This window comes from Streptomyces sp. NPDC043870, from assembly GCF_056435785.1.
Window position 1 is genome coordinate 313,723 of record NZ_JBWKDT010000002.1, and the last position, 23,094, is coordinate 336,816.

Genomic DNA, 23,094 nt, shown 5'->3' on the forward strand with positions numbered 1-23,094 from the left:
CAGGGGTGGGCGTGAAGGGAACACGGGCGATGCCTTCGATCCGGCTGCGGATTCTCATGACGTGCCTGGTACTGCTGGCCGCCGGTTTAGGCGCCTGGAAACTGCTCCCGTCCGAGGACTTACGCGAGACCGTCACCGTCGGCACGACGGACGCCGTCACGTCCCTCGACCCGGCGGGTGCGTACGACGCCGGCTCCTGGGCGCTGTACAGCAACCTCTTCCAGTCCCTGCTGACCTTCACACCCGGCTCGGCCACTCCGGTCCCGGACGCCGCCGAGAGCTGTGCCTTCACCGGGCTGAACCTCCAGACCTACCGCTGCGAGCTCCGCTCCGACCTCATCTTCGCCAGCGGCCGCAAGGTCACCGCCGAGGACGTCAAGTACTCCTTCGACCGGATGCTGCGGATCAAGGCGGACGTCGGCCCGCAACCGCTCTTCACCACGCTCAAGTCCGTCACGGCCGCCGGCCGGACCGTCATCTTCAACCTCGGCTCCCGGGACGCGACCTTCCCGCAGAAGGTCGCGACCGGCGCCGGTTCGATCGTCGACCGCTCCGCATACCCGGCGGACTCGCTCCGCAAGGGCAGTGCCGTCGACGGCTCCGGTCCGTACGTCCTCAAGGACTACCGTCCGGGCGTCAGCGCCACCCTGGAGCCCAACCCCGCCTACAAGGGCGCCGTCACCAAGCGGGGCGGCCCCGTCGTCATCCGCTACTTCGAGGCGTCCGAGCAGCTCGCGACGGCCTGGAAGGACAAGAGCGTCGACGTCACGCACCGTCAGCTGCCGCCCTCCGTGATCGCGGGCCTCGGCAGGAGCAAGGAAGAGGTACGCATCGACGAGGCCGACGGCTCCGAGATCCGCAACCTCGTCTTCAACGTCCGCGAGGGTGCCCCGTTCGCGAAGCAGCCGGTGCGGCAGGCGGTCGCCGCGGTCATCGACCGCTCCGCGCTGGCGACGTCGGTCTACCAGGCCACCGTCGAGCCGCTCTACTCCCTGATCCCGCAGGGCATCAGCGGCCACAGCACCCCGTATTTCGACGTGAACCCGAAACCCGACCCGAAGGGCGCAGAGGAACTGCTGGAGGAGGCCGGTGTCCAGATCCCGGTGCGCTTCACCCTCGCCCACCGGAAGGGCAGCGCCGCGGCGAAGGAGGCGACCGAGCTGCGCCGGCAGCTGGAGAGCACCGGTCTGTTCAAGGTGAAGGTGACCGACGCGGAATGGCAGACCTTCCAGAAGGGGTACGCGGCAGGGGACTACGACGCGTACACCCTCAACTGGCTGCCGGACTTCCCGGACCCCGACAACTTCGTCCAGCCGCTCGTCGGCCGCGACTCCAGTCTGCACACGGGCTACCGGAGCACCCGTGTCGACCGGCTGATTCAGTCCACACAGCAGTTCAGCGACCGGGCCCGCGCCGCGAAGGACTTCAGGTCGATCCAGCAGGCGGTGGCGGAAGACGCTCCGCTCGTACCGCTGTGGCAGCGGAAGGACTACGTGCTGAGCACCGAGGACATCACGGGCTCGCAGTATCTGTCGGACGGCACCGGCATCTGGCGGCTCTGGGAGCTGGGCCGGCTCTGAGCGGAGCGGGGTTCAGTCCTTGCGGTTCGGCGCGCGCTTGGGCTTGCCCGAGGCCGCCATGCTCGCCGCCGTCGGCATGAAGTCCCTCAGCAGTTCGTGGGTTTCCTTGACGAGGGGGCGCAGGATCCGGAACCGGGAGAGCGAGATCGCGCGGGCGGTGACCGGCGCGAGCCGCTCGACGAGGCGGCGGCTGTTGGCGCACCCCTCGGAGCGGTCGTACACCCAGAACAGCACCAGGCCCATCTGCTGGAGCCAGAGCAACTGGGGGAGCGCCTCGGCCAGTTCGGGGTCGACCTTGACGGACGCCCCGGCGAGCACCCGGCGGTGGACCTCGATCGCCGCGTCACGAGGACCCTCGGACTCCGGCGAGAACGGGCTGAGCGGACTGTCCGGATCCGCCGCGTTCTTGAAGAACTGGGCCGCGAACTCGTGATACGGCTCGGCGATGTCGAGCCAGCCGAGAAGGACTCCGCGGATCCGTGCCGTGAGGTCCTTCTCGTCGCCGTCCAGGATCTCCGTGACCGCCGCCTGGTGCTGCTCGGCGATCCGGTCGTAGAAACCCTGGACCAGGTGTTCCTTGGAGGAGAAGTAGTAGTACGCGTTGCCGACGGAGACACCTGCCTCCTGGGCGATGGCCCGCATCGTCGTCTTGTCGTAACCGCGCTCCTGGAAGAGCCGGAGCGCGGTTTCGAGGATCAGCGTGCGGGTCTGCTCGCTCTTGGCCGGCTTCGCGGACCGGTCCGGCTTCTCGTCCTTCTCGTCCTTCACGTCGTTCACGGTGACCGAGCCTAACCGGGCGGACCCGGAACCTCGCACCGCCCTTGGCAGGACGGGGCCGTCGCCTCCCGGTACTTGGCGGCGGCGAGCACGGTCACCTTGGCGAACGGTGCGCCTGCGGGGGTGCTGAGCCAGTGGGCCTTGGGCCGGTGCTCGGCCAGTGCCCACAGGCAGACGATCCAGGCGGCGGTGGACCGGTACACCTGGCCCCGGTCCCCGACCACCGTGATCTCCCGCAGGGTGCTCTCGTGATCGAGGGCGGGGAAACGGCGCCTTGCCTCGTCCGATGCCGCCGGGACCAGGTCCAGCGGGACGAGCTGCCGCTGCCGCAGCAGCCAGTGGCGCAGATGGACGCAGAGCGAGCATTGCGCGTCGTACAGCACGGTCAGCCGCTGCACCGGAATGCCCATGACCGCTCACGCACCCGCGGCGGGGGTCGCCCAGGGATTCTTGCCGGCCGGCCCGGTCCAGCCCTGCGGCGGGACCGGCGGGGTCTGCTCGCGCTCCATCATGCCGCGCCGGCGGATCTTGTTGAGGACGTAGACGTTGCCGAGGTGCATCACTCCGAGGACGAGCAGGACGACGCCGAGCTTCACCGAGAGCGCCTCGAACAGCCGGCGGGCGTCGGCGACGGCGTCGTCCTGGCTGAGGTAGAGAGCGACGAAGCCGAAGTTGACGAGGTAGAAGCCGACCACCAGGAGGTGGTTGACGGCCTCGGCGAGCTTCTCGTTCCCGTGCAGGACATCGGCGAGGAAGATCCGTCCGTTCCGGCTGAGCGTACGGGCCACCCAGACGGTGAGCGCCACGCTGATCAGCAGGTAGACGACGTACGCGACAACAGTGAGGTCCATTCCCCACCCTCCCTTGAACGCGTTCAAAAGGTCTTGTCATGGACTGTAGACCTCCTCCTGAACGTGTTCAAGTCGATAGGGAGGGGGAGGGGCGGAGGGGTGCGAGGCCTCGCGGTCAGTGCCGGTCCCGCCGCACCCGCTGCGTCCCTGTCACCGACATCACCAGCGAGTACAGGGATGTCGTGGCCGTGATGAACAGCCGGTTGTTCTTCGGGCCGCCGAAGGTGAGGTTCGAGACCGGCTCCGGGACGAGCAGGCGTCCGATCAGCGTGCCGTCCGGGTCGTAGCAGTGCACTCCGTCGTGGAGTGCCGCCGCCCACAGCCGGCCCTCGTCGTCGAACCGGATGTTGTCGAAGCTGCTGCGGGGGGCCTCCGCGAAGACCTTGCCGTCGGTCAGCGTGCCGTCGTCGCGTACGTCGAAGACCCGGATCTGCCCGGCGCGGCTGTCCGACACGTACAACTGCCGCTCGTCCAGGGAGAAGACCAGTCCGTTGGGCCCCTGGAAGCCGTCCGCCGCCAGCCGGACCTCGCCCGTCGCCGGATCGGCCCGGTAGACGTTGCACGCCCCGATCTCGCTCTCGGCGCGGTGTCCTTCGTAGTCGCTCGTGATGCCGAAGTCCGGGTCGGAGAACCAGACGGAGCCGTCGGACCGCACCACCGCGTCGTTCGGCGAGTTGAGCCGCTTGCCCTCGAAGCGGTCGGCCAGCACCGTGACCGAACCGTCGTGCTCGGTGCGGGTGACGCGGCGATTGCCCTGCTCGCAGCTGATCAGCCGGCCCTCGCGGTCCACCGTGTTGCCGTTGCTGTGGCCGGCGGGGGAGCGGAAGACGCCGATGGTGCCGGTCGGCTCGTCCCAGCGCAGCATGCGGTCGTTGGGGATGTCGCTCCAGATCAGCTGGCGCCAGGCCGGCAGATAGACCGGCCCTTCGGCCCAGCGGCAGTCCCCGTGCAGCCGCTCCAGCCGGCTGTCGCCGTTGGCGCACCGTCCGGTACGGAAGCGCTCGTCCAGGATCTCGTACAGGTCGTCCACGATCTCGCCAGACATCATCCACCCTTGCCCTTCATCAACTGAACGTTGTTCGGAACGATCTCAGTATGACAGAACCGGATATGGTTGCGGTATGGCACCTGTGGACAACGTGGACCGAGCCCTGATCACGCTCCTGCAGCACGACGCGGGAAAGGCGTACGCCGCCCTCGGCAAGGCGGTCGGCCTCTCGGCCGGCGCCGCCCATGAGCGGGTCCGCAAGCTGCGCGAGCGCGGAGTCATCCGCCGTACGACCATCGACATCGACCCGGCGGCGCTCGGACTCGGCGTGCTGGCCTTCGTCATGGTCGAGTCGACGGCGTGGATGGGCGATTCGGCCGAGGCGTTCGCCGCGATACCCGAGATCGAGGAGGCCCATGTCATCGCGGGCACCGCGTCGGTCCTGGTGAAGGTGCGTACGGCCACCACCGAGCAGCTTCAGGACGTCCTGCGGCGGCTGTACGCGATCGAGGGCGTGTCGGGTACTCAGGCGACGGTCTCGCTGGAGACCTTCTTCGAGCGCCCGCCGGCGCCGTAGGCGTTCTCGTCGGGCCGTGCCAGGAAGCGCCGTACCCCAGGCACCGCCGCGGTCGCCAGGCATGCGCCGCCGACGGCGAACGCGGCCACGGTCAGCGGGACTTCCGCTCCCCAGGCAGACGCGGCCACCGGCGCGAGCGCATAACCCAGCGGCATCGCGGCCAGCGACAGCAGCCAGTCGTACGACGTGACGCGGGCGAGCGCCTGCGGCGGGATCGCCTGCTGCACCGAGGTGCTCCAGACAGGGGAGAGGAAGCCGAGCCCGGCCTGGGCGACGCCGTACGCGGCGATGGTCGCGGGCGCGGGTGCGGAAGCGGCCAGCAGGAGGAGCGGCAGGGCGTAGGTCGCGAGCCCCAGGTTCGCCACCAGGACCGGTCGCCGCGGCCGGGCCCGGCCGGCGGCCAGTGAGCCGAGGAGCAGGCCGACCGCGCCGGCCTGGAGCAGCGCCATCCAGACGCCTTCGCCGCCCGGTTCGCGTACGGCGATGGCGGGGCCGAGCGTCATCATGACCGCCGCCGCGCCGTTCCATGCGGCGTGGGCGATGAGGCTGGTCCAGTACCAGTCGCGGGTGCGGACCTCGTCCCAGCCCTCCCGGAGGTCGGCGAGCAGTGACCGGTGCGGGACGGGGACGCGGCGGACCCGTACGGCGGCCAGCAGTGCGGCGCTCACGGCGAAGCTCGTCCCGTCGAGGACGAACGCCCAGCCCGGCCCCGCGGTGTAGATCAGCAGACCGGCGAGGGCCGGACCGCACAGCCGGGTGGCGCTCTGGGCGACGCCCATCGCGGCATTGGCCCGCTGTAGCTGGTTCGCCGCCACCGTGCCCGTGATCAGCGGCGCGACGGTCGGCATGGCGAAGGCGGAAGCGGCGCCGCCGATCGCCTCCGCGGTCGCGACGAGCCACAGCCGCGGTTCACCGCCGAGCAGTTGTGCGCCGACGAGCAACTGGGTGGCGCAGCGTACGAGATCGGTGAGGATCGCGACCGTGCGGGCGTCGAACCGGTCGCCCACCACGCCGCCGAGCGGCAGCAGAAGCAGCTTGGGGACCATCGCGCAGGCCAGCACGAGGGCGAGTGCGGATGAGGAACCGGTGGCCTGCAGGACGGCGAGGGCGAGCGCGGCGGGGATGACGGCGTCGCCGAGCAGGGAGAGGGTCCGGCCGGCGAAGAGGAGTTGGAAGGGGCGCGCGTGCAGGGGATGTGGCATGGCCGACACGGTATTTCGGTTTCGAATAATTCGTCAACGAAATATAAGGCTCCGAAAGGTGTCCTGGACACGGCGTACGATCGACCGCATGGACGAGCCCGAGCCCCGCGACTGGACCGATGAGCACGTGGCGCGCTGGCTGCCCGTCCTGCCGGGCCTCGACCCGGACGTCGAGGGTGCCGTCACCCGGATGAAGAAGCTCTCCGTCCATCTGCGGCGTGTCCGTGAACAGTCGCTCGTCGACTTCGACCTGGAACGCCACGAGTTCGACACCCTCCACAAACTGGCCGGCCGCGGCGGCACCGCCGCACCCTCCGACCTCGCCGCCGACCTCGACCTCGCCCCCGCCTCGGTCACCGGCCGCCTCGACGCCCTGGAGCGGCGCGGCCTCGTCCGCCGCACGCCCTCGACGACCGACCGCCGCCGGGTCGTGGTCGAGCTCACTCCGGACGGCAGGGCGACCTGGCTGGGGGCGATGGATGTGCTCGGCCACGAGGAGTACCGGCTGCTGGGAGTCCTGAGCAAGGATGAACGCGCCCTGCTCAACGGCATGCTGCGGCGCATCATGCTGGCCGCGGAGAAGCGAGGCGACACGGCCTGGGGCGCCTGACGGCTCCGCCGCCCGGCGTTGTCAGTGCCGTTCCCTACGCTCACGGCATGGCAGCTTCCACAGAAGATCACGGCAGTGCCGAGCCGTCGCCCTGGGAGGACCCGTCGAGGGTCGCCTGGATCGGTGCCCTCGCGGACAGCGGCGACATGGCGGAACTGGCCAGGGTTCTGCTGCGGCCGGCGCAATGGCACGAGGGCACGGGGGTCGGGGCGCGGCTGCGGACCCTGCCCGACGCGCGGCGGCAGGCGCTGGCCGAGATCTTCATCGCCCGTCACCACGCCGCGGATGCCGTCCCGGACGAGCGGGAGCGGGCCCTGGTGCTGCTCGCCCTGGTCGCGGACGGATTCGCCCAGGACGCCTGGTGCGGCGCCTGGACCTCGGTGCTGGAGCACCGGGCCGGCAGGTACTACGCCACCGGTGTCTCCGACGAAGTGGCCCATTTGGCAAGGGCGTTGCTGTCCGCCGGGCGCGCGTTGTCCGCGGAAGTGGTCGGGTTTCTCCGCAGATCCGCCCTGCTCGGGCTCGACTCGGCGGCCGCGCTGCTCGACCGGCTTCCGGACCCGGTGCTCAACCCGGAGGAGCCGTGGGCCGACCGCGTCCTCGCCCAGCTGCCCGAACTGGGCCCGCGGTGGCGGCTTGTGATCGCGCATCTGCGTGCGGCGACCGGAACCCCCACCCGACGCTGGGACCGGGAGGCGGCGCGGCTGACCGACGGCATGGACGCCGATGCCGTCCGTCGTACCGCCACGCCCTGGCTCGCACTGGCGGTTGACGGCGGATCCGGTCGAGACGGAGGCTACGACCCGTACAACATCACGGCCGTACGCGGACTGGCCTGGCTGCTCTCGCTGTTGCCGCCGCATCCGGAGACCGTCCGGGTGCTCGGCGCCCTGGTGGAGCGGCCTCCGGTCAAGACCGTGGTAGCGGGAGCGGGCATACGGGCGCTCGCCCGCCTGCGGGAAGACGCCGGGCGTGGCGAGCTGGAGCGGCTGGCCGGGCGGGTGCGGCACAGGGTGACGCTCAATCAGATCGAAGCCGCGCTCGCCGCCCCGCAGGCTGTCCCCCGGGCCGCCCCGGCAGCTAGATGCTCAGCGTCCGCGCGTAGTTGATCTGCCCCATGACCCAGTGCAAGGTTTCGGGGCCGGTCGCCGGGATCATCGTCGAATGGAAGCGGCCACCGCTGGTGACCGTCACCTGGACATAGCCCGTGGTCGTCTTCTCCTTCATCAGGAGGAAGAACAGGCCCAGCAGGCAGAAGACCGCGAAGACGACCGCGAGCACGATCCCGACCGTCGGGATCTTCTCCTCGGTGCGGGACATGTCCGTGACGGACCACACCGCGCCCTTGAGCGGCAGCGTGCCGGCCGGAGTCACGATCGAATCCTGGAGGACGGTGATGTCACCGATCGACATCAGCGGCGCCGCCGTCCCGCCCACCGGTACGAGCGGTGCCTGCGGATAGCCGTAGCCCGGGCCGCCCGGCGGCTGCGTCGGTCCCCACTGGTAGTCACCGCTGTCCATATAGGGGTTCGGGTTCGGCTCGCTCATCTATCCCCGCTCTCGATCGGAACACCACACGACAAAGGCCCGTTCCTGTACGCCGAGCGTACAGAAACGGGCCCCTGACGTGATGTCTGACCCTTCGATCAGAAGCGGCGCGTGATCAGCGCCCGCTTGACTTCCTGGATCGCCTTCGTGACCTCGATGCCACGCGGGCAGGCGTCCGTGCAGTTGAACGTCGTGCGGCAACGCCACACGCCGTCCTTGTCGTTGAGGATCTCCAGCCGCTGCTCGCCGGCCTCGTCACGCGAGTCGAAGATGAAGCGGTGCGCGTTGACGATCGCCGCGGGGCCGAAGTACTGCCCGTCGTTCCAGAACACCGGGCAGGACGACGTGCACGCGGCGCACAGGATGCACTTGGTGGTGTCGTCGAACCGCTCGCGGTCCTCCGCCGACTGCCGCCGCTCGCGCGTCGGCTCGTTGCCGGTGGTGACCAGGAACGGCATGACGTCCCGGTACGCCTGGAAGAACGGCTCCATGTCCACGACCAGGTCCTTGAGGACCGTGAGGCCCTTGATGGCCTCGATTGTGATGGGCTTCTCCGGGTTGATGTCCTTGATCAGCGTCTTGCAGGCGAGCCTGTTCTTGCCGTTGATCCGCATCGCGTCGGAGCCGCAGATGCCGTGCGCGCAGGAGCGCCGGAAGGTCAGCGTGCCGTCGACGTCCCACTTGATCTTGTGGAGACCGTCGAGCACACGCTCCTTCGGGTCGATCTCGATCTGGAAGTCCTGCCACTGGGCCTCGTCCGAGACCTCGGGGTTGAAGCGGCGGATCCGGAAGGTGACCGTGATGTACGGGGAGGCGGCAGCCTCCGCCTCGGTCTTGTCCAGTACGGGGGTTGCCATCAGTACTTACGCTCCATCGGCTGGTAGCGGGTCTGGACGACGGGCTTGTAGTCGAGACGCACGGTCTCGGAGCCGTCGGCGCCGACCTCGCGGTACGCCATGGTGTGGCGCATGAAGTTGACGTCGTCGCGGTTCGGGAAGTCCTCGCGGTAGTGACCGCCGCGGGACTCCTTGCGGGCCAGCGCCGAGACGGCCATGACCTCGGCCAGGTCGAGCAGGTTGCCCAGCTCGATGGCCTCCAGCAGGTCCGTGTTGAACCGCTTGCCCTTGTCCTGGATGGACACGTTCCGGTAGCGCTCGCGCAGCTCGGCGATCTTCTCGACCGCCGTCTTGATGGTCTGCTCCGTACGGAACACCATCACGTTCGCGTCCATCGTCTCCTGCAGCTCCTTGCGGAGCACGGCGACCCGCTCCGTGCCGGTGGAGTTGCGCAGGCGCTCGACCTGCTCCTGCACGAGGGAGGCCGGGTTCTCGGGCAGCTCGACGTAGTCGGCCTTCGCCGAGTACTCGGCGGCGGCGATACCGGCGCGGCGGCCGAAGACGTTGATGTCGAGCAGCGAGTTGGTGCCCAGGCGGTTGGCGCCGTGCACCGACACGCACGCGACCTCACCGGCGGCGTACAGACCCGGAACGACGGTGGTGTTGTCCGCCAGGACCTCACCCTCGACGTTCGTGGGGATGCCGCCCATCGCGTAGTGCGCGGTCGGCTGGATCGGGATCGGGTCCGTGTAGGGCTCGATGCCGAGGTACGTACGCGCGAACTCGGTGATGTCCGGGAGCTTGGCGTCCAGCTGCTCCGGCGGCAGGTGGGTCAGGTCCAGGAAGACGTGGTCGCCCTCGGGACCGCAGCCGCGGCCCTCGCGGATCTCCGTGTAGATGGAGCGCGAGACGACGTCACGCGAGGCGAGGTCCTTCATGACGGGCGCGTACTTCTCCATGAAGCGCTCGCCGTCCTTGTTGCGGAGGATGCCGCCCTCACCGCGGGCGCCCTCCGTCAGCAGGATGCCCATGCGCCAGATGCCCGTCGGGTGGAACTGGAAGAACTCCATGTCCTCCAGTGGCAGACCGCGCCGGTAGCAGGCGGCCTGGCCGTCACCGGTCAGGGTGTGCGCGTTCGACGTCACCTTGAAGAACTTGCCGGTGCCGCCGGAGGCGTAGATGACCGCCTTCGCCTGGAAGACGTGGATCTCGCCGGTGGCCAGCTCGTACGCGACCACACCCGCCGACTTCTTGACGCCGTCGACCTCGGTGATCAGCTGGTCGAGGACGTAGAACTCGTTGAAGAACTCCACGCCCTCCTTGACGCAGTTCTGGTACAGCGTCTGGAGGATCATGTGGCCGGTGCGGTCCGCGGCGTAGCAGGACCGGCGGACCGGTGCCTCGCCGTGGTTGCGGCTGTGGCCGCCGAAGCGGCGCTGGTCGATGGTGCCGTCCGGGGTCCGGTTGAACGGCAGGCCCATCTTCTCCAGGTCGAGGACGGCGTCGATGGCCTCCTTCGCCAGGATCTCGGCGGCGTCCTGGTCGACCAGGTAGTCACCGCCCTTGACGGTGTCGAAGGTGTGCCACTCCCAGTTGTCCTCCTCCACGTTGGCCAGCGCGGCGGCCATGCCGCCCTGCGCGGCGCCCGTGTGGGAGCGGGTGGGGTAGAGCTTCGTCAGCACGGCGGTGCGGCTGCGCTTCGTCGCCTCGATGGCGGCGCGCATGCCGGCGCCGCCCGCGCCGACGATGACGGTGTCGTACTTGTGAATCTGCATGAGTGGAACCTCAGCCCCGTGCCTAGCGGATGTTCGGGTCGAAGGTGAAGATCACCAGCGTGCCCAGAAGGATGGTGAACACCGTGGCGGTGTACAGCAGGCCCTTGAGCCACAGGCGCGTGTTCGGCCGCTCCGCGTAGTCGTTGATGACCGTACGCAGACCGTTCGCGCCGTGCAGCATCGCCAGCCACAGCATCAGCAGGTCCCAGACCTGCCAGAACGGGTTGGCCCAGCGGCCCGCGACGAACGCGAAGCCGATCTTGGACACGCCGCCGTCCAGCACCAGCTGGATCAGCAGGTGGCCGATGACCAGGACGACCAGCACGACACCGGACAGGCGCATGAAGAGCCACGCGGCCATCTCGAAGTTGCCACGGGTCGACTTCGGGGTCTTGCCGGTGCGCTTGCGCGGGGCCTCGATGACCGGGGCGGGGTTGTCGACGTCGTACAGGCCTGTGCCCTCGACGGCGCCGATCGCGGAAGGTGTCTCAGTAGACATGTCGGTCCTCAGCTCCCGAACCACTCGCGTGCGGCGTGGCCGAGCACCGGGTAAAGGGCGCCCGCCATCAGTACGACCCAGATGCCCATCACGGTCCAGAGCATCTGCTTCTGGTAGCGCGGGCCCTTGGACCAGAAGTCCACGGCGATGACGCGAAGGCCGTTCAGCGCGTGGAAGAGAATGGCGGCCACGAGGCCGTACTCCAGCAGCGCGACGATCGGCGTCTTGTACGTGGCGACGACATCGTCATAGGCCTCGGGGGAGACACGGACGAGAGCGGTGTCCAGCACGTGTACGAACAGGAAGAAGAAGATGAGGACGCCGGTGACTCGATGAGCCACCCAGGACCACATACCTTCCCGGCCGCGGTACAGCGTTCCAGCCGGCACGGAAAAACCCTCCGGGAGCGGGGATTGGAGCCGGCCGCCAGTCTTCTACCAAAAGTGACAGCTCTGTCGGTCTGGCCCGGCCGGGTACGGTCCACCGGCCCCGGCCATCGTAGCGACGAGATGTCGGTTCCCTCGCGCGGGGGCCACTGGTGTGATCAAACCGGCAATCAAACAGGCACGGACGGGCTATCGGTGCGGCCGTCCGGCCGGTCCGAAACTACTCGGTTCCGGATGGTTGGCCACTACATGTGCCAATCGGGCACGGGCGAGGCGACGCAGCTGGTCGGCGGCGATCGCCCGCTCCTCGTCCGGGTCGTTGCCGAGCCGGGAGCGGATCCCGGCCAGCATCTGGTCGGGCTGCTCGTCGGCCCGTACGCCGTCCAGGCAGATCACGAAGGCGTGGCCGAAGCTCGCCTCGTACGCGGCGTGGGCGGCGCGCAGCGCGGTGTGTGCGGCCGGCGGCGCGGTGGGGTGCAGTCCGGAGGAGGATTCGTCGGCGAGGGCTTCGTCCAGATCGGCCGCGGAGAGGTCGTAGCTGGCCTCGTCGGCGGCGGCGAGCAGGGCGGCCAGATCGGGGTAGGGCCGGTGGGTGACGATCCGCTGCGCCCAGCGGCGGCTGCCGCAGCAGGTGAGCAGGGCGGCTGTGGCGGCGGCGGCCGGGACGGTGTTGAAGCGCTCCAGACCGGGCGTGCGCGGCCGCGCGGATCGGGGGGCGGCCGGGTCGGCGGGCCCGGCGGGAGCCGGGATGTGCACGGCGGGGCGGAGTGTCGGCGGTCGCTGCGGGAGGCCGGTGGGCGGTTCGCTGGGCAGCGTGGGCTCCGGGGCGACTGGGGGCGACGGGGTGGTTGAGCTGCAACGCTATCGATGCGCGGCGCGAGCTGTCCGACGGATACGGGAATTTCACCCGGACGGGAGAGGTTCGGCACGCATGGTAGACAGGCCTGACTGAAATTACCCGATTCACCTTCGTTCGTCATACTTCAGCTGGAAGAGAGGCTGATTCGGTGAAGTGGCAAACCCTGGGCGCACGGCGCGTGGGCTCGGCCGTCGTTGCGGCCGCGGCCCTGTCGGCGGTGGTGTCCTGCTCGAACGGCGGTTCCGCGGGCGCCGAGCCCGGTGGCGCACAGGCGCCGACGCCCGCACCGGCGGCCACGTCGCCCACGCCGGCACCCTCACCCACGAAGACGTATCCGCTCTCCACGGCGCCCCGCACCATTCCGTCCGTACGGGACCACGAGCCCGCGCGCGGGCCGGGCTGGCGGCCGGGGCCGGGCAGCGCGGTCGTCGTCGCCAAGGGCAGCGAGGCGCTCGCCGACGAGGGCCGGCTGCTCTCCCAGGAGCTGAAGACCGGATTCCGCAACAGCGGCCCGGTCAACGCCGGCGACGTCGAACTGTCGCTCGGCACGGCGGGGCAGGGCGCGCCCGAGTCGTACACCCTCACCACCCGCGACAACCGTGTAAGGATCACCGGCCCGGACGAGGCCGGCGTCTTCTACGGCACCCGCACCCTGAAGCAGGCCCTCCGCTCCGGCGGCACGATGCCCGAAGGCGTCGTGCGCGACCGGCCCGACCGGCCCCAGCGCGGGCTGAACGTCGACATCGCGCGCAAGCACTACACCTCGGGCTGGATCGAGGCCCGGCTGCGTGAGATGGCCGACCTCAAGCTCAACCAGCTCGGGCTGCACTTCTCCGACGACCAGGGCTTCCGGATCGCCTCCGACTCCCATCCCGAGGTGGTCTCCGCCCAGCACCTCAGCAAGGCCGAGGTGCGCAGGATCATCGCCCTCGCGCAGAGCCTCCACATCACCGTCGTGCCCGAGATCGACTCGCCGGGCCACCTCGGCGCCGTCATGAAGGCCCACCCGCAGCTCCAGCTGCGCAACGTCAACGGCGTGCCCCGGCAGGGCGCCATCGACATCTCCAAGCCCGAGTCCGCGAAGATCGTCGACGATCTGCTGCGCGAGTACTCGGCTCTCTTCCGGGGAGCCTGGTTCCATGTCGGCGCCGACGAGTACCAGGCGCTGACCGTGCGGAACCCGGCGGCCTCCTACCCCCAGCTCGCCCAGGCGGCCGTGCAGAAGTACGGCCCGAACGCCGGTGTCCAGGACCTCGCGACCGGCTGGCTCAACGACCGCGCCGCGGTGGTGCGCGCCGCGCAGAAGCAGCCCAAGGCATGGAACGACGGCTTCTTCTCCGATGGCGTGAACTCCGCGGACAAGGGCATCGAGGTCGAGTACTGGACCGGCAAGGAGATCGGGGCGCGGCCGCCGCAGGAGTATCTGGCGGAGGGTCGCCCGGTGGTCAACCTCAACGACGAGTACCTCTATTACGTGCTCGGCGAGCCCAACCAGTTCACCTACCCCACGGGCCGCCGTATCTACGAGCAGTGGACCCCGCTCGTCCTGCGCGGCACGACCCCCGTCCCGGAGCGCTACTCCGGTCAGATCCTCGGCGGTCGCCTCGCCGTCTGGAGCGACCTCTCCCGGGCCCAGACCCAGGACCAGGTGGCGGCGGGCATCCGCATGCCCCTGCGGGCGGTGTCCCAGAAGCTGTGGACGCCGGGGCAGCCGTCACTCTCGTGGGCGGAGTTCAACGCATTGGCGAACAAGGTGGGCTGAGCCCGCCCGCGCTCTGCCGAGTGCGCACAAGCTCGGCTGAGCCCGCCCGCACTCGGCCGAGGCGCGGGTTCCGGTGGACGGAGCGCGGCCGTGCCACATAGGTCCGCGCGGGCTGCTTCGCCCGGCCGGCACCGGCCCGTCTCGTACGGCTCGGTGCCGGCCGGGCCTCACTGCTGCCCCATCGGCGCGCCCCGGGGAGAGGGTGCGACTCGTTCTGCTTCGGGGGTTCTACATGCTCTGCTCGCGTTGCCGGATCCATCAGGCCACCACAGGTGAGGGCCTCTGCGACGGTTGTGCCGTGGCGGCGGGCAACACCGAACCGCCGCCGGCCGCACCGGCCGTGTCGCTGTCCGGGCCGTTGCCCGTGCTGCGCTCGCCCGTCGGCCTCTCGTACGCCGTGGTCGCGCTGCTCGGCGCGGTGATCCTGGCCGATCTGGTCTCGCTCTCCGCCGCGGTGAATCTGCGCGCCCTGATGGTGGACGTGGCGGACGGGAACACCGGCTCCTACTCGGACGACGACCTGGACCGGGCCGATCTGCTGATGGTCGGGTCCAGCGTCTTCTACACGCTCGCACTGGTCGCCACAGCCGTCGTCTTCATCATCTGGTTCTACCGGGTGCGCCAGAACGCCGGGGTGTTCCGGCCCGACGCGCACCGCCGCGGTCCCGGCTGGGCGATCGGCTCCTGGTTCATCCCGATCGCCAACCTCTTGATCCCGCGCCAGATCGCCGGTGACATCTGGACCGCGAGCGAGCCCTACCCGGCCGAGCACGGGCGGCCGGCGTCGCGCGCGCTCCTCAATGCCTGGTGGGCGGTCTGGTTCGTCTCGCTGTGCGCCGACCGGGTCGCGAGCAGGGCTTACGACAAGGCCGAGGACGCCGAGGCGCTCCGCGATGCCGCGGGGAAGCTGATGTTCAGGAACGTGACCGATCTGGTGGCGGCGGTGCTGGCGATACCCGTCGTCCGGAAGCTGACGCGGATGCAGCACACCAGGGCCACCGCCGGGCTGACACCGGCCCAGGTCTGAGCCGGCCAGGGGCGTACGGGGAAGCCGGCCCGGGGCGTACGGGTAGCCCGCTTGGCCCAGGGGAACGTGGCCGGATTTGTCCGGCGGACCCTGGGCCGGGTGCCGGGCATTTCGGATGAGTCCGGCGCACTCGGAGTAGTCCGGTGACGCTTTTGAGCCAACCGACGCAGTAAGGGACGTACAGCGTCCGCACTGTCGGGAGGCGTCGATGAGCCTGGTCCAACTGATCGCTGAGGCGGATGAGCGGAGTCTGGCTGCGAGCGGTCTCGCCTGTCTCGACCGCTGCCTGCCCCTGCTGGTCGACGAGACCGATGTGCTGCGCCCGCTCTGGGCGGGTATCGCCGCGGGCGAGGACGGCTGGGCCGGGCGCCTGGCCACGGCGAGAGCCGCCCTGGACGACACCACCGACGCCGACGATGCGGCGGCTCCGGTGCGGAAGATGATCGGCGCCGCGCCCTCCGAGTGGGCCGCGGGCCCGCTCGCCGAGTGGGCGACGGCCTGCTCCGCCCTGGCGCTCGAACTCCACCAGACGCTCGACCCGTCCGGCGGGACCGAAGGCCCGCTCGTCACCGGGGAACAACGCCGCCAGATCCAGATCCTGGAACTCCTCGCCGGTGCCCCGGGCGGCGTCGGGCTGCGCCGGGCCCTGGACGTCTCGACGGAGGGCCGGCGCGTGCTGCGGGCGGCCCTGTCCCGCCGGGCGAGGGCCCGGAGCTGACAGCACGCCAGGACCTACGTGGCGGGCGCGATCCCCTGCGGTCCGCCCTCCGCCACCACCTCGGTGCCCACGAGGAGGTCCGCGTATCCGTCCCCGTTCGCGTCGCGGGCCGTCAGTGAGCCGAAGGCCCGGCCCGGGAGGGCGGTCGGCGCGCCAGTCGTGGTCAGGCCGGTGGGCGAGCCGTGGAACGTGACGATCCCGCGCCCGGTCGCGACGGCGAGGTCCGTGTATCCGTCGCCGTTCAGATCCCCCGGGGCGAGGGCGCGCCCGCCGGCGCCCATCAGCACGGCCGGTGGGCCGGTGCGCAGGCCCTGCGGCGAACCGTTCAGCACGGCGAGGGGCATGGCGCCGTCCGCCGTACGGTAGGTGACGGCTGCGTCCTCGTCGCCGTCCGCGTCGAAGTCGCCGACGGCGGCGTCCGCGTCCTCGGCGTCCTCGGGCACGACACCGTTCTGCGTGGCGGTTGCGAGCATGCGGATGGCGGGCAGATCGGCGTACAGGTTGTCGCCGGGGCAGTCGGTGTCGTAGGCGTCCCGGTGCCCGGACAGCCGGCTGAAGGTGACCGTCTCCCCCTCCTCGAACCACCCGTTGTCGTCGGCCGCGGTGAGCGTGGCCGTCCCGGTCGCGTCGACCCCGTACAGGCCCAGCTTCCAGGCCGCCAGCCCGGCGACCGCCTCGCGGACCTCGGGGCTGGTGGTCGCTTCGGTGTAGTCGCCGATGAGCGCGATGCTGCTCGTGTCGACGTTGAAGCCGTACGTGTGCGCGCCCTGGACGGGCTGGTCGATGCCGCCCGCGCGGCCCTCGAAGACCGTGCCGCACTTGTCGACCAGGAAGTTGTAGCCGATGTCGCTCCAGCCCTGGCTCTCCACGTGGTACGTGAAGATGCTTCGCACGACCGAGGCCGAGTCGGCGCAGTCGTAGGTGTTCGACCCGCCGGTGTGATGGACGAAGATCGCCTCTGTGCTGTTGTTGTACGTGGGCTCCCTCCCGACGTAGGACTCGTCCGCGCCCCACTCCGAGCGCGAGGTGATGGCCGGCGCTCCGTCGGGCACTTCGGCGCGCGGGGACGCGGGCCGTACTGTTCCGCCCTGCGGGTCGACCAGTTCGAGCCGCAGCCCCTGTGGCAGCGCTTCGCCCCTGGCGCGCAGCTCCACCCCGTCGGAGGGTCCGGTCCACAGCGGCTGGGTCCCGGCGCGCAGCGGCTTGGTCCCGGCCCGCGGCCCGGCCGCGCCGTGCTCGGGCCCGGACTCGGGCCCGGACTCGGACTCGGGCCCGGACTCGGGCGTACGTGCATCGGTGTCGAGCACGCGCCACGGCGACCAGGTGCCGGTACGGCTGTCGCGGGTACGGACCTCGGCCGTGCCGCCGAGCTCCGCGTACGGGTCGTCCCAGGTGAGGCCGACCATGCTGAACGGTCCTGTGGTCCGGGCGGGGAGCGCCCTGAGCGCCGGGTCGTCACCTGCGGGCACGGGGACGGTGTGGATGCCGCCGCCCGTCGCAACGGGTTCGGAGGCTGTGGGTTCGGAGCCGCCTGTGGGTTCGGAGCCTGCGGGTTCGTAGCCCGCCGGTCCGGTGAGGCAGAACCCGATGGACATGGCCGCGGCGACGACCAGGGCGGTGCGGGAGCGCCTCGTGGGGCGGTTTCTCATGAGGCGCGAGCATATGGATCGAGCACCCGCAAAGCGCCGGGACGGGCCGCAGCCCTGCCGATGATCGCCCGAAAGCTGCGAGGGGGCCGGAATCCGCTCGGCAAGGACCCTCTGCGGGCGGTCCCGGAGCCCGGCCGGGAACGATGCGTGCGAGGCCGTTTGCGGAGAGAGCGGGCAGCGGGCAGAGGACAGCGGACAGGGAAACGGACGGGGGCGTGCGGGTGAGCCGATGGGGCGACGCGGTCGATGTGGTCGTCGTGCTTTCGGTCCTCGTCGCCCTGGTGGTGGAACGCCGGGTGCCGGCGATGCCGGGGATGCCGGCGGGCCCTGCGGCCGGCGGGCGCAGAATCGGTCCCGGGGGCGCGCTGGGCGTGGTGGTGGCACTGGTCTGTCTGAATCAGGTGCTGTTCACCGTCTACGTCGCGCGCGTGCACGGCGGCGACGCGTCCTTCATCGCCAGGTATCTCCCGGAGGGTTGGTTCGCCCTGGCCGCCACCGACAGCGGTCCGCTGGGATGGGCGGTCGCGCACTTCCCCGCACCGGAACTCCTCGCGCCCTCCGTGCTGCGGGTGCAGGCCTTCCTCGAACTCCCCTTCGTGCTGCTGGCCTTCATGGTTGTGCTGCGCTGGCTGGACCGCTCCCTGTACCCGAGGGTGGCCGGTTCGGCGCTGCTCTGGGCCGCGTCGGGGTCGTACACCACCGTGTTCTGTCTCGTCGAGTGGGATCTGCGCAATCCGTACACGGTTGATGACATTGCCGTCCGGCTGGTGGCGGCTGTGGTGACACCGGTGTTCATCAGGTGGCTCGCCGCGCGCCAGGACGAGCATGAGGACGACGACGAGGACGACGACGAGGGCGAGGCGGATGGAGGGCCGCTCGGCGCGGGCGGCCTCCTGCTCTTCTTCGTGTCGCTCGCCGCGCTGGGGGCACTGGTGCTGATGGTGTACGACACCGCCCTCCTCTACAACCTCGGTAAAGCGGAGCGGACTTGGCCGTACGCCGCGGCCTCTCTGCTCGTCCTGTTCCTCGCGCGCAGGGCCGCCGGAAAGGTCCACGGTCGGCCGGTCCCGGGCGGCGCGGTGGCAGTGATCAGCGAGGCCCTGCGCCGCTGGCTGGTCCTGTTCTTCGTGCCCGCACTCGCCGTGCGGTACGGGGTGACCTTCGGCACGCCTGCGCTGGCGGCGGCCGCCGGACTCCTGACCCTGCTCGTGGCAGTGGCGTACGCGCTCCGGCAGGGCGGCTCCGGGTCCCGGTCGCTCCTGGGCGCTCAGCTCGGCTCCGCCGTGGTCGCCGGGACGGCCGCGGCGTACGTGGCCGGTTCATGGGCGAGCGGCACCTACTACGAGGTCGCGCTCCTGAGCGCCGCAACGGCGTTTCTGCTCACCGGCGTTGCCGTGTGTGCCGCCACCGACGCCATCGCGCGATAAGGGGACGTCCGGTGAATCAGTGGAGTCGGGGGAGTCGACGGCCTGTCACATGCCGCTGGTACGGTCCCGCCATGGCCGACGATCACGGAACAGCGAGAAGCCCCGTCACCGCCGACGACGTCCAGCATGCTGTGCGGCTCGCGCTCACGACCCTGCGGAGCCGCCTGGGCGGCGATTGGGACGCCAAGGCCGGGACCTTGGAGTGGACCTGCTGGGAGACCGTCGAGCACCTCGCCGACGACCTCTTCGCGTACGCCGCCCAGATCGGCCCGGACGCGCCCCCGCTGGACAAGGAGATCCCCTTCCACTGGTTCGCGCGACGGGAGGGCGGGCCCACGAACGTGACCTTCGCGGACCGGGCTGCCGGGCCTGCCGGGCTGCTGACGGTACTGGAGGCGTGCGGCGCGATGCTCACCGCGATGGTCCGGACGGCGCCGGCCGACGTGCGCTCGTACCACGGCTTCGGGGTGTCGGACCCAGAGGGCTTCGCCGCCATGGGCGTGGTGGAGACCCTCGTGCACACCCACGACATCGCCGAGGGGCTCGGCGTCTCCTGGACCCCGCCGGCCGGCCTCTGCGACCGAGTCCTCGCCCGTCTCTTCCCTGATGCGCCGACCGGCGCCGACCGCTGGGCCACTTTGCTGTGGGCCACCGGCCGCGGCGAACTGCCGGACCGGGGACGGCTGGAGTCGTGGCGGTGGTACGGGGCGGTCTCCGACTGACCGGCCGTTCGGCGCCGGCCGGTTCAGCGGGCGTGCGCATGCCCCTGTATCAGCCGTTGGGCCTCAGCCGTTGAGCCAGTATCCGTCGATCCGGTCGCGGACGCGGTCCAGTGCCTGTTCCGTACGTCCCCTGACCATCAGCCACGCTCCGGCGTCGTCGCGCAGCAGCACGTCGTCGCGCAGGAACCAGCGCGTAGCCCCGGACTCGCCCGGCGGGTAGTCGGGCAACGGCAGCCGGACGCCGTGTTGTTCCAGCTCCTCCAGGTCCCCCTCCTCCAGACCGTCAAGGAAGTCGACGAGCTCGTAGGGCTCGTGCAGCGACTCCGAGAGGACGATCTCGACGAAAGTCAGCGAGACGCGGTCCAGCCAGGGCTCCCACGTCTCGGCGCTCTTGTCCGCCAGGTCAGGACGTACGACGACGGCGGGGTCGTCCCGGTCGAGGCCGGTGAGCAGGATGCCCCAGCGGGCGGCGCCCTGGTTCTCGTCGCGGAAGACGAGCGCCTCGCCGCTCTCGTCGACGTACAGCTCGGCCGGAGCGCGAAGTTCGTCGTGGTTGCTGGTCAGGTCCGCGCGGTTGCCGAGGAGGGCGTACGCCTCGCGCAGGGCGGCCGGGAGCCGCAGCCCCAGCCGCTCCTCGGCTGCGGCGAGGTCCGTCTCGGGGCATCCGTCGGCGTCGTCGAGCGCGCCGTCCGTCCAGTGCGCGGTGAAGTCGCGGATGAACTGCCAGGCACCCTGCCGGCTCTCGACGCCCGCTGCCAGCGACCGGACCAGGTCGAACTCGTGTGTCATGAGGTGACCGTACTGGCGGGCACTGACAGCCCAGGCGGTCCCGCTGTGACGGAACCGGGGCGTCCGGGAGCCCGGGAGCTTTCCGGCCACCGAGTCGTGGGAACCGGCTGGTCCGTCAGGTCCCCCTCCCGGACTATTGACTCTTTTTCTCACAGCCGCTTTTCTCGTCGCACTGCTTACGCAGTCATGACAATCCACCGATGGCCGTGACCCGATCCGATACGCCTTGGCTCCTCCAACCCCCCACCCGCTCACCGATGTTCTGAGCGACGACACCGAAGGCACGAGTGATGACCACGAATCGACGCTCGCACCGCACACGTAAACGGCCTCTCGCCGTCCTGATGCTGTTCCTCACCGCGGTTGCCCTGGTCCTCGGCACGGGCCCCAGTTCCTCGGCCGTGGCCGGGGCCGAGGCCGAGGCCGGCGCCGACTGGTGGAACCCGGCCGCGCGGCCGTCGCCCGACTCCCAGATCAATGTCACGGGTGAGCCCTTCAAGGGAACCGACTCCCAGGGACGGGTCCGGGGCTTCGTCGACGCGCACGACCACCTGATGTCCAACGAGGCCTTCGGCGGCCGGCTCATCTGCGGCAAGACGTTCTCCGAACAGGGCGTCGCCGACGCGCTCAAGGACTGTCCCGAGCACTACCCCGACGGTTCGCTCGCGATCTTCGACTTCATCACCAAGGGCGGCGACGGCAAGCACGACCCCAACGGATGGCCGACGTTCAAGGACTGGCCGGCCCATGACTCGCTGACGCACCAGCAGAACTACTACGCCTGGGTCGAGCGGGCCTGGCGCGGCGGTCAGCGAGTGCTCGTCAACGACCTCGTCACCAACGGTGTGATCTGCTCGGTCTACTTCTTCAAGGACCGCAGCTGCGACGAGATGACGTCCATCCGCCTCCAGGCGCAGAAGACGTACGAGATGCAGGACTACATCGACAAGATGTACGGCGGCCCGGGCAAGGGCTGGTTCCGGATCGTCCTCGACAGCGCGCAGGCCCGCGAGGTCATCGAGCAGGGCAAGCTGGCCGTCGTCCTGGGCGTCGAGACCTCCGAGCCGTTCGGCTGCAAGCAGATCCTGGACGTCGCCCAGTGCGGCAAGGACGACATCGACCGCGGTCTGGACGAGCTGTACGGCCTCGGCGTACGCAGCATGTTCCTGTGCCACAAGTTCGACAACGCCCTGTGCGGCGTCCGCTTCGACTCGGGCACCCTCGGCACGGCGATCAACGTCGGCCAGTTCCTGTCGACCGGCACCTTCTGGAAGACCGAGAAGTGCACCGGCCCCCAGCACGACAACCCCATCGGCCAGGCATCGGCGCCCGAGGCGGAGAAGAAACTTCCGGCGGGTGTGACGGTCCCGTCGTACGCCGCGGACGCGCAGTGCAACACCCGCGGTCTGACCGGGCTCGGCGAGTACGCGGTACGCGGCATGATGAAACGCGGGATGATGCTGGAGATCGACCACATGAGCGTCAAGGCCACGGGCCGCGCCCTCGACATCCTCGAGTCGGAGTCGTACCCCGGTGTGATCTCCTCGCACAGCTGGATGGACCTCAACTGGACCGAGCGGGTCTACGCTCTCGGCGGCTTCATCGCCCAGTACATGCACGGCTCCGAAGGGTTCATCGGGGAGGCGAAGCGCACGGAGGCGCTGCGCGACAAGTACGGCGTCGGGTACGGCTACGGCACCGACATGAACGGCGTCGGCGGCTGGCCGGGCCCCCGCGGCGCGGACACCCCGAACCCCGTGCGCTACCCCTTCCGCAGCGCCGACGGCAGCGCCGTCATCGACCGGCAGACCACCGGACAGCGCACCTGGGACATCAACACCGACGGAGCCGCGCACTACGGCCTCGTACCGGACTGGCTGGAGGACATACGCGTCGCCGGCGGCAAGGACGTCGTGGACGACCTGTTCCGGGGTGCCGAGTCCTACCTCACCACCATGAAGGGGTCCGAGAACCACAAGGCCGGGGTGAACCTCGCCGCGGGGGCCTCCACCTCGGCCAGCTCGTCGGAGTGGAACCCGTTCACCAGTTACGCGCCCGGCAGGGCCGTGGACGGCAGGACCGACACCCGCTGGGCGAGCGACTGGAGCGACGACCAGTGGCACCAGATCGACCTCGGCGCGCCCAGGACGGTCAAGCGGGTCGTCCTCGACTGGGAACGCGCCTACGGGAAGTCGTATCGCGTCGAGGTCTCCACCGACGGCACGACCTGGCGGACCGTCTGGTCCACGACCAGCGGTGACGGCGGCCTGGACACGGCGCAGTTCGCCGCGACTTCGGCCCGCTACGTACGCGTCCACGGGCTGGAGCGCGGCACCAAGTGGGGCTACTCCCTGAACGAGGCCGGTGTCTACAGCAGCTGACATCGCGCAGCGCGGTACCGACGGCCGGGGGGGGGGGGGGGGGGGGGGGGGGGGGGGGGGGGGGGGGGGGGGGGGGGGGGGGGGGGGGAGAGGGGGGGGGCGGGGGGGGGAGGGTGGGGTGCCGGGGTGCT

General features: G+C 70.3%; 23 protein-coding genes. 10 read left to right on the forward strand and 13 right to left on the reverse strand.

Translation table 11 applies throughout. The features are described 5' to 3' along the window. The first annotated feature begins 29 nt into the window (after positions 1 to 29). A complete protein-coding gene (locus AC0699_RS03860) occupies positions 30 to 1,580 on the forward strand; it encodes an ABC transporter substrate-binding protein (protein WP_478655224.1) in 1,551 nt (516 codons plus the stop codon). 12 nt (positions 1,581 to 1,592) lie between these two features. Here the strand turns inward: AC0699_RS03860 and AC0699_RS03865 are convergent, their stop codons facing one another. The 4 genes from AC0699_RS03865 to AC0699_RS03880 form a co-directional block, all read right to left on the reverse strand. Beyond that, positions 1,593 to 2,348: a TetR family transcriptional regulator gene (locus AC0699_RS03865; RefSeq protein ID WP_478655499.1), complete on the reverse strand. Its 756-nt coding sequence runs from the start codon at positions 2,346 to 2,348 to the stop codon at positions 1,593 to 1,595. Between the two features lie 20 nt (positions 2,349 to 2,368). After that, the gene (locus tag AC0699_RS03870) at positions 2,369 to 2,767 is read right to left on the reverse strand and encodes a thiol-disulfide oxidoreductase DCC family protein (protein WP_478655227.1); all 399 of its coding nucleotides are present in this window, start codon (positions 2,765 to 2,767) and stop codon (positions 2,369 to 2,371) included. A 6-nt stretch (positions 2,768 to 2,773) separates the two neighbouring features. Beyond that, positions 2,774 to 3,208, reverse strand: coding sequence for a hypothetical protein (locus AC0699_RS03875; protein ID WP_469772916.1), 435 nt, complete (start codon positions 3,206 to 3,208; stop codon positions 2,774 to 2,776). Positions 3,209 to 3,323: 115 nt separating this feature from the next. Further along, positions 3,324 to 4,253 (reverse strand): SMP-30/gluconolactonase/LRE family protein, encoded by a 930-nt coding sequence (locus tag AC0699_RS03880; RefSeq protein WP_478655502.1) that lies wholly within the window; start codon positions 4,251 to 4,253, stop codon positions 3,324 to 3,326. An 85-nt stretch (positions 4,254 to 4,338) separates the two neighbouring features. On the opposite strand from AC0699_RS03880, the gene AC0699_RS03885 reads away from it, so the two are divergent. Further along, positions 4,339 to 4,773 carry an Lrp/AsnC family transcriptional regulator gene (locus AC0699_RS03885; RefSeq protein WP_478655504.1) on the forward strand — a complete coding sequence of 145 codons (435 nt, stop codon included), beginning with the start codon at positions 4,339 to 4,341 and terminating at the stop codon, positions 4,771 to 4,773. Here AC0699_RS03885 and AC0699_RS03890 read toward each other — a convergent pair. Continuing rightward, positions 4,722 to 5,975, reverse strand: coding sequence for an MFS transporter (locus AC0699_RS03890; protein WP_478655229.1), 1,254 nt, complete (start codon positions 5,973 to 5,975; stop codon positions 4,722 to 4,724). The two genes, AC0699_RS03885 and AC0699_RS03890, sit on opposite strands and share 52 nt — an antisense overlap. 88 nt (positions 5,976 to 6,063) lie before the next feature. Between AC0699_RS03890 and AC0699_RS03895 the strand changes: the two genes are divergently transcribed. After that, a complete protein-coding gene (locus AC0699_RS03895; RefSeq protein WP_478655231.1) occupies positions 6,064 to 6,585 on the forward strand; it encodes a MarR family winged helix-turn-helix transcriptional regulator in 522 nt (173 codons plus the stop codon). A 47-nt stretch (positions 6,586 to 6,632) separates the two neighbouring features. Next, on the forward strand, positions 6,633 to 7,694 hold the full coding sequence (locus tag AC0699_RS03900; protein ID WP_478655233.1) for a hypothetical protein: 1,062 nt from the start codon (positions 6,633 to 6,635) through the stop codon (positions 7,692 to 7,694). Here the strand turns inward: AC0699_RS03900 and AC0699_RS03905 are convergent. The 6 genes from AC0699_RS03905 to AC0699_RS03930 form a co-directional block, all read right to left on the reverse strand. After that, positions 7,666 to 8,133 carry a hypothetical protein gene (locus AC0699_RS03905; RefSeq protein ID WP_478655235.1) on the reverse strand — a complete coding sequence of 156 codons (468 nt, stop codon included), beginning with the start codon at positions 8,131 to 8,133 and terminating at the stop codon, positions 7,666 to 7,668. The genes AC0699_RS03900 and AC0699_RS03905 overlap by 29 nt on opposite strands. 98 nt (positions 8,134 to 8,231) lie before the next feature. Beyond that, complete coding sequence (locus AC0699_RS03910) at positions 8,232 to 8,990, reverse strand: succinate dehydrogenase iron-sulfur subunit (protein WP_478655237.1); 759 nt, start codon at positions 8,988 to 8,990, stop codon at positions 8,232 to 8,234. Then, the gene (gene sdhA / locus AC0699_RS03915) at positions 8,990 to 10,744 is read right to left on the reverse strand and encodes a succinate dehydrogenase flavoprotein subunit (RefSeq protein ID WP_478655240.1); all 1,755 of its coding nucleotides are present in this window, start codon (positions 10,742 to 10,744) and stop codon (positions 8,990 to 8,992) included. Before sdhA ends, AC0699_RS03910 begins: the two co-directional genes overlap by 1 nt. Before the next feature lie 22 nt (positions 10,745 to 10,766). Continuing rightward, a complete protein-coding gene (locus AC0699_RS03920; RefSeq protein WP_453665361.1) occupies positions 10,767 to 11,243 on the reverse strand; it encodes a succinate dehydrogenase hydrophobic membrane anchor subunit in 477 nt (158 codons plus the stop codon). A gap of 8 nt (positions 11,244 to 11,251) precedes the next feature. Beyond that, a complete protein-coding gene (gene sdhC, locus AC0699_RS03925) occupies positions 11,252 to 11,632 on the reverse strand; it encodes a succinate dehydrogenase, cytochrome b556 subunit (RefSeq protein ID WP_453665360.1) in 381 nt (126 codons plus the stop codon). A gap of 186 nt (positions 11,633 to 11,818) precedes the next feature. Then, positions 11,819 to 12,385 carry a 2-oxo-4-hydroxy-4-carboxy-5-ureidoimidazoline decarboxylase gene (locus tag AC0699_RS03930; RefSeq protein ID WP_478655244.1) on the reverse strand — a complete coding sequence of 189 codons (567 nt, stop codon included), beginning with the start codon at positions 12,383 to 12,385 and terminating at the stop codon, positions 11,819 to 11,821. A gap of 251 nt (positions 12,386 to 12,636) precedes the next feature. On the opposite strand from AC0699_RS03930, the gene AC0699_RS03935 reads away from it, so the two are divergent. From AC0699_RS03935 to AC0699_RS03945, 3 genes are all read left to right on the forward strand, one after another. Then, a complete protein-coding gene (locus AC0699_RS03935; RefSeq protein WP_478655246.1) occupies positions 12,637 to 14,250 on the forward strand; it encodes a beta-N-acetylhexosaminidase in 1,614 nt (537 codons plus the stop codon). Between the two features lie 298 nt (positions 14,251 to 14,548). Then, positions 14,549 to 15,277, forward strand: a complete 729-nt coding sequence (locus AC0699_RS03940) for a DUF4328 domain-containing protein (RefSeq protein ID WP_478655248.1) — start codon at positions 14,549 to 14,551, stop codon at positions 15,275 to 15,277. A gap of 208 nt (positions 15,278 to 15,485) precedes the next feature. Continuing rightward, complete coding sequence (locus AC0699_RS03945) at positions 15,486 to 15,995, forward strand: hypothetical protein (RefSeq protein WP_478655250.1); 510 nt, start codon at positions 15,486 to 15,488, stop codon at positions 15,993 to 15,995. A 14-nt stretch (positions 15,996 to 16,009) separates the two neighbouring features. Here AC0699_RS03945 and AC0699_RS03950 read toward each other — a convergent pair whose 3' ends face one another. Beyond that, complete coding sequence (locus AC0699_RS03950; protein WP_478655252.1) at positions 16,010 to 17,644, reverse strand: FG-GAP-like repeat-containing protein; 1,635 nt, start codon at positions 17,642 to 17,644, stop codon at positions 16,010 to 16,012. Positions 17,645 to 17,859: 215 nt separating this feature from the next. On the opposite strand from AC0699_RS03950, the gene AC0699_RS03955 reads away from it, so the two are divergent. Together AC0699_RS03955 and AC0699_RS03960 are read left to right on the forward strand one after the other, a co-directional pair. After that, complete coding sequence (locus tag AC0699_RS03955) at positions 17,860 to 19,071, forward strand: hypothetical protein (protein WP_478655254.1); 1,212 nt, start codon at positions 17,860 to 17,862, stop codon at positions 19,069 to 19,071. A 71-nt stretch (positions 19,072 to 19,142) separates the two neighbouring features. Beyond that, positions 19,143 to 19,793 (forward strand): hypothetical protein, encoded by a 651-nt coding sequence (locus AC0699_RS03960; protein ID WP_478655257.1) that lies wholly within the window; start codon positions 19,143 to 19,145, stop codon positions 19,791 to 19,793. Positions 19,794 to 19,856: 63 nt separating this feature from the next. On the opposite strand, the gene AC0699_RS03965 is transcribed toward AC0699_RS03960, so the two are convergent. Continuing rightward, positions 19,857 to 20,582 (reverse strand): SMI1/KNR4 family protein, encoded by a 726-nt coding sequence (locus AC0699_RS03965; protein WP_478655259.1) that lies wholly within the window; start codon positions 20,580 to 20,582, stop codon positions 19,857 to 19,859. A 290-nt stretch (positions 20,583 to 20,872) separates the two neighbouring features. On the opposite strand from AC0699_RS03965, the gene AC0699_RS03970 reads away from it, so the two are divergent. Further along, a complete protein-coding gene (locus AC0699_RS03970) occupies positions 20,873 to 22,963 on the forward strand; it encodes a galactose-binding domain-containing protein (RefSeq protein WP_478655261.1) in 2,091 nt (696 codons plus the stop codon). Positions 22,964 to 23,094 lie beyond the last annotated feature (131 nt).

Coding starts and splice junctions, on each gene's coding strand:
- AC0699_RS03960 (WP_478655257.1), top strand. CDS start 19,143: ATGGCCGACGATCACGGAACAGCGAGAAGCCCCGTCACCGCCGACGAC.
- AC0699_RS03920 (WP_453665361.1), bottom strand. CDS start 11,243: ATGTCTACTGAGACACCTTCCGCGATCGGCGCCGTCGAGGGCACAGGC.
- AC0699_RS03895 (WP_478655231.1), top strand. CDS start 6,064: ATGGACGAGCCCGAGCCCCGCGACTGGACCGATGAGCACGTGGCGCGC.
- AC0699_RS03880 (WP_478655502.1), bottom strand. CDS start 4,253: ATGTCTGGCGAGATCGTGGACGACCTGTACGAGATCCTGGACGAGCGC.
- AC0699_RS03870 (WP_478655227.1), bottom strand. CDS start 2,767: ATGGGCATTCCGGTGCAGCGGCTGACCGTGCTGTACGACGCGCAATGC.
- AC0699_RS03950 (WP_478655252.1), bottom strand. CDS start 17,644: ATGAGAAACCGCCCCACGAGGCGCTCCCGCACCGCCCTGGTCGTCGCC.
- AC0699_RS03965 (WP_478655259.1), bottom strand. CDS start 20,582: ATGACACACGAGTTCGACCTGGTCCGGTCGCTGGCAGCGGGCGTCGAG.
- sdhA (WP_478655240.1), bottom strand. CDS start 10,744: ATGCAGATTCACAAGTACGACACCGTCATCGTCGGCGCGGGCGGCGCC.
- AC0699_RS03875 (WP_469772916.1), bottom strand. CDS start 3,208: ATGGACCTCACTGTTGTCGCGTACGTCGTCTACCTGCTGATCAGCGTG.
- AC0699_RS03945 (WP_478655250.1), top strand. CDS start 15,486: ATGAGCCTGGTCCAACTGATCGCTGAGGCGGATGAGCGGAGTCTGGCT.
- AC0699_RS03905 (WP_478655235.1), bottom strand. CDS start 8,133: ATGAGCGAGCCGAACCCGAACCCCTATATGGACAGCGGTGACTACCAG.
- AC0699_RS03970 (WP_478655261.1), top strand. CDS start 20,873: ATGACCACGAATCGACGCTCGCACCGCACACGTAAACGGCCTCTCGCC.
- AC0699_RS03860 (WP_478655224.1), top strand. CDS start 30: ATGCCTTCGATCCGGCTGCGGATTCTCATGACGTGCCTGGTACTGCTG.
- AC0699_RS03900 (WP_478655233.1), top strand. CDS start 6,633: ATGGCAGCTTCCACAGAAGATCACGGCAGTGCCGAGCCGTCGCCCTGG.
- AC0699_RS03910 (WP_478655237.1), bottom strand. CDS start 8,990: ATGGCAACCCCCGTACTGGACAAGACCGAGGCGGAGGCTGCCGCCTCC.
- AC0699_RS03890 (WP_478655229.1), bottom strand. CDS start 5,975: ATGCCACATCCCCTGCACGCGCGCCCCTTCCAACTCCTCTTCGCCGGC.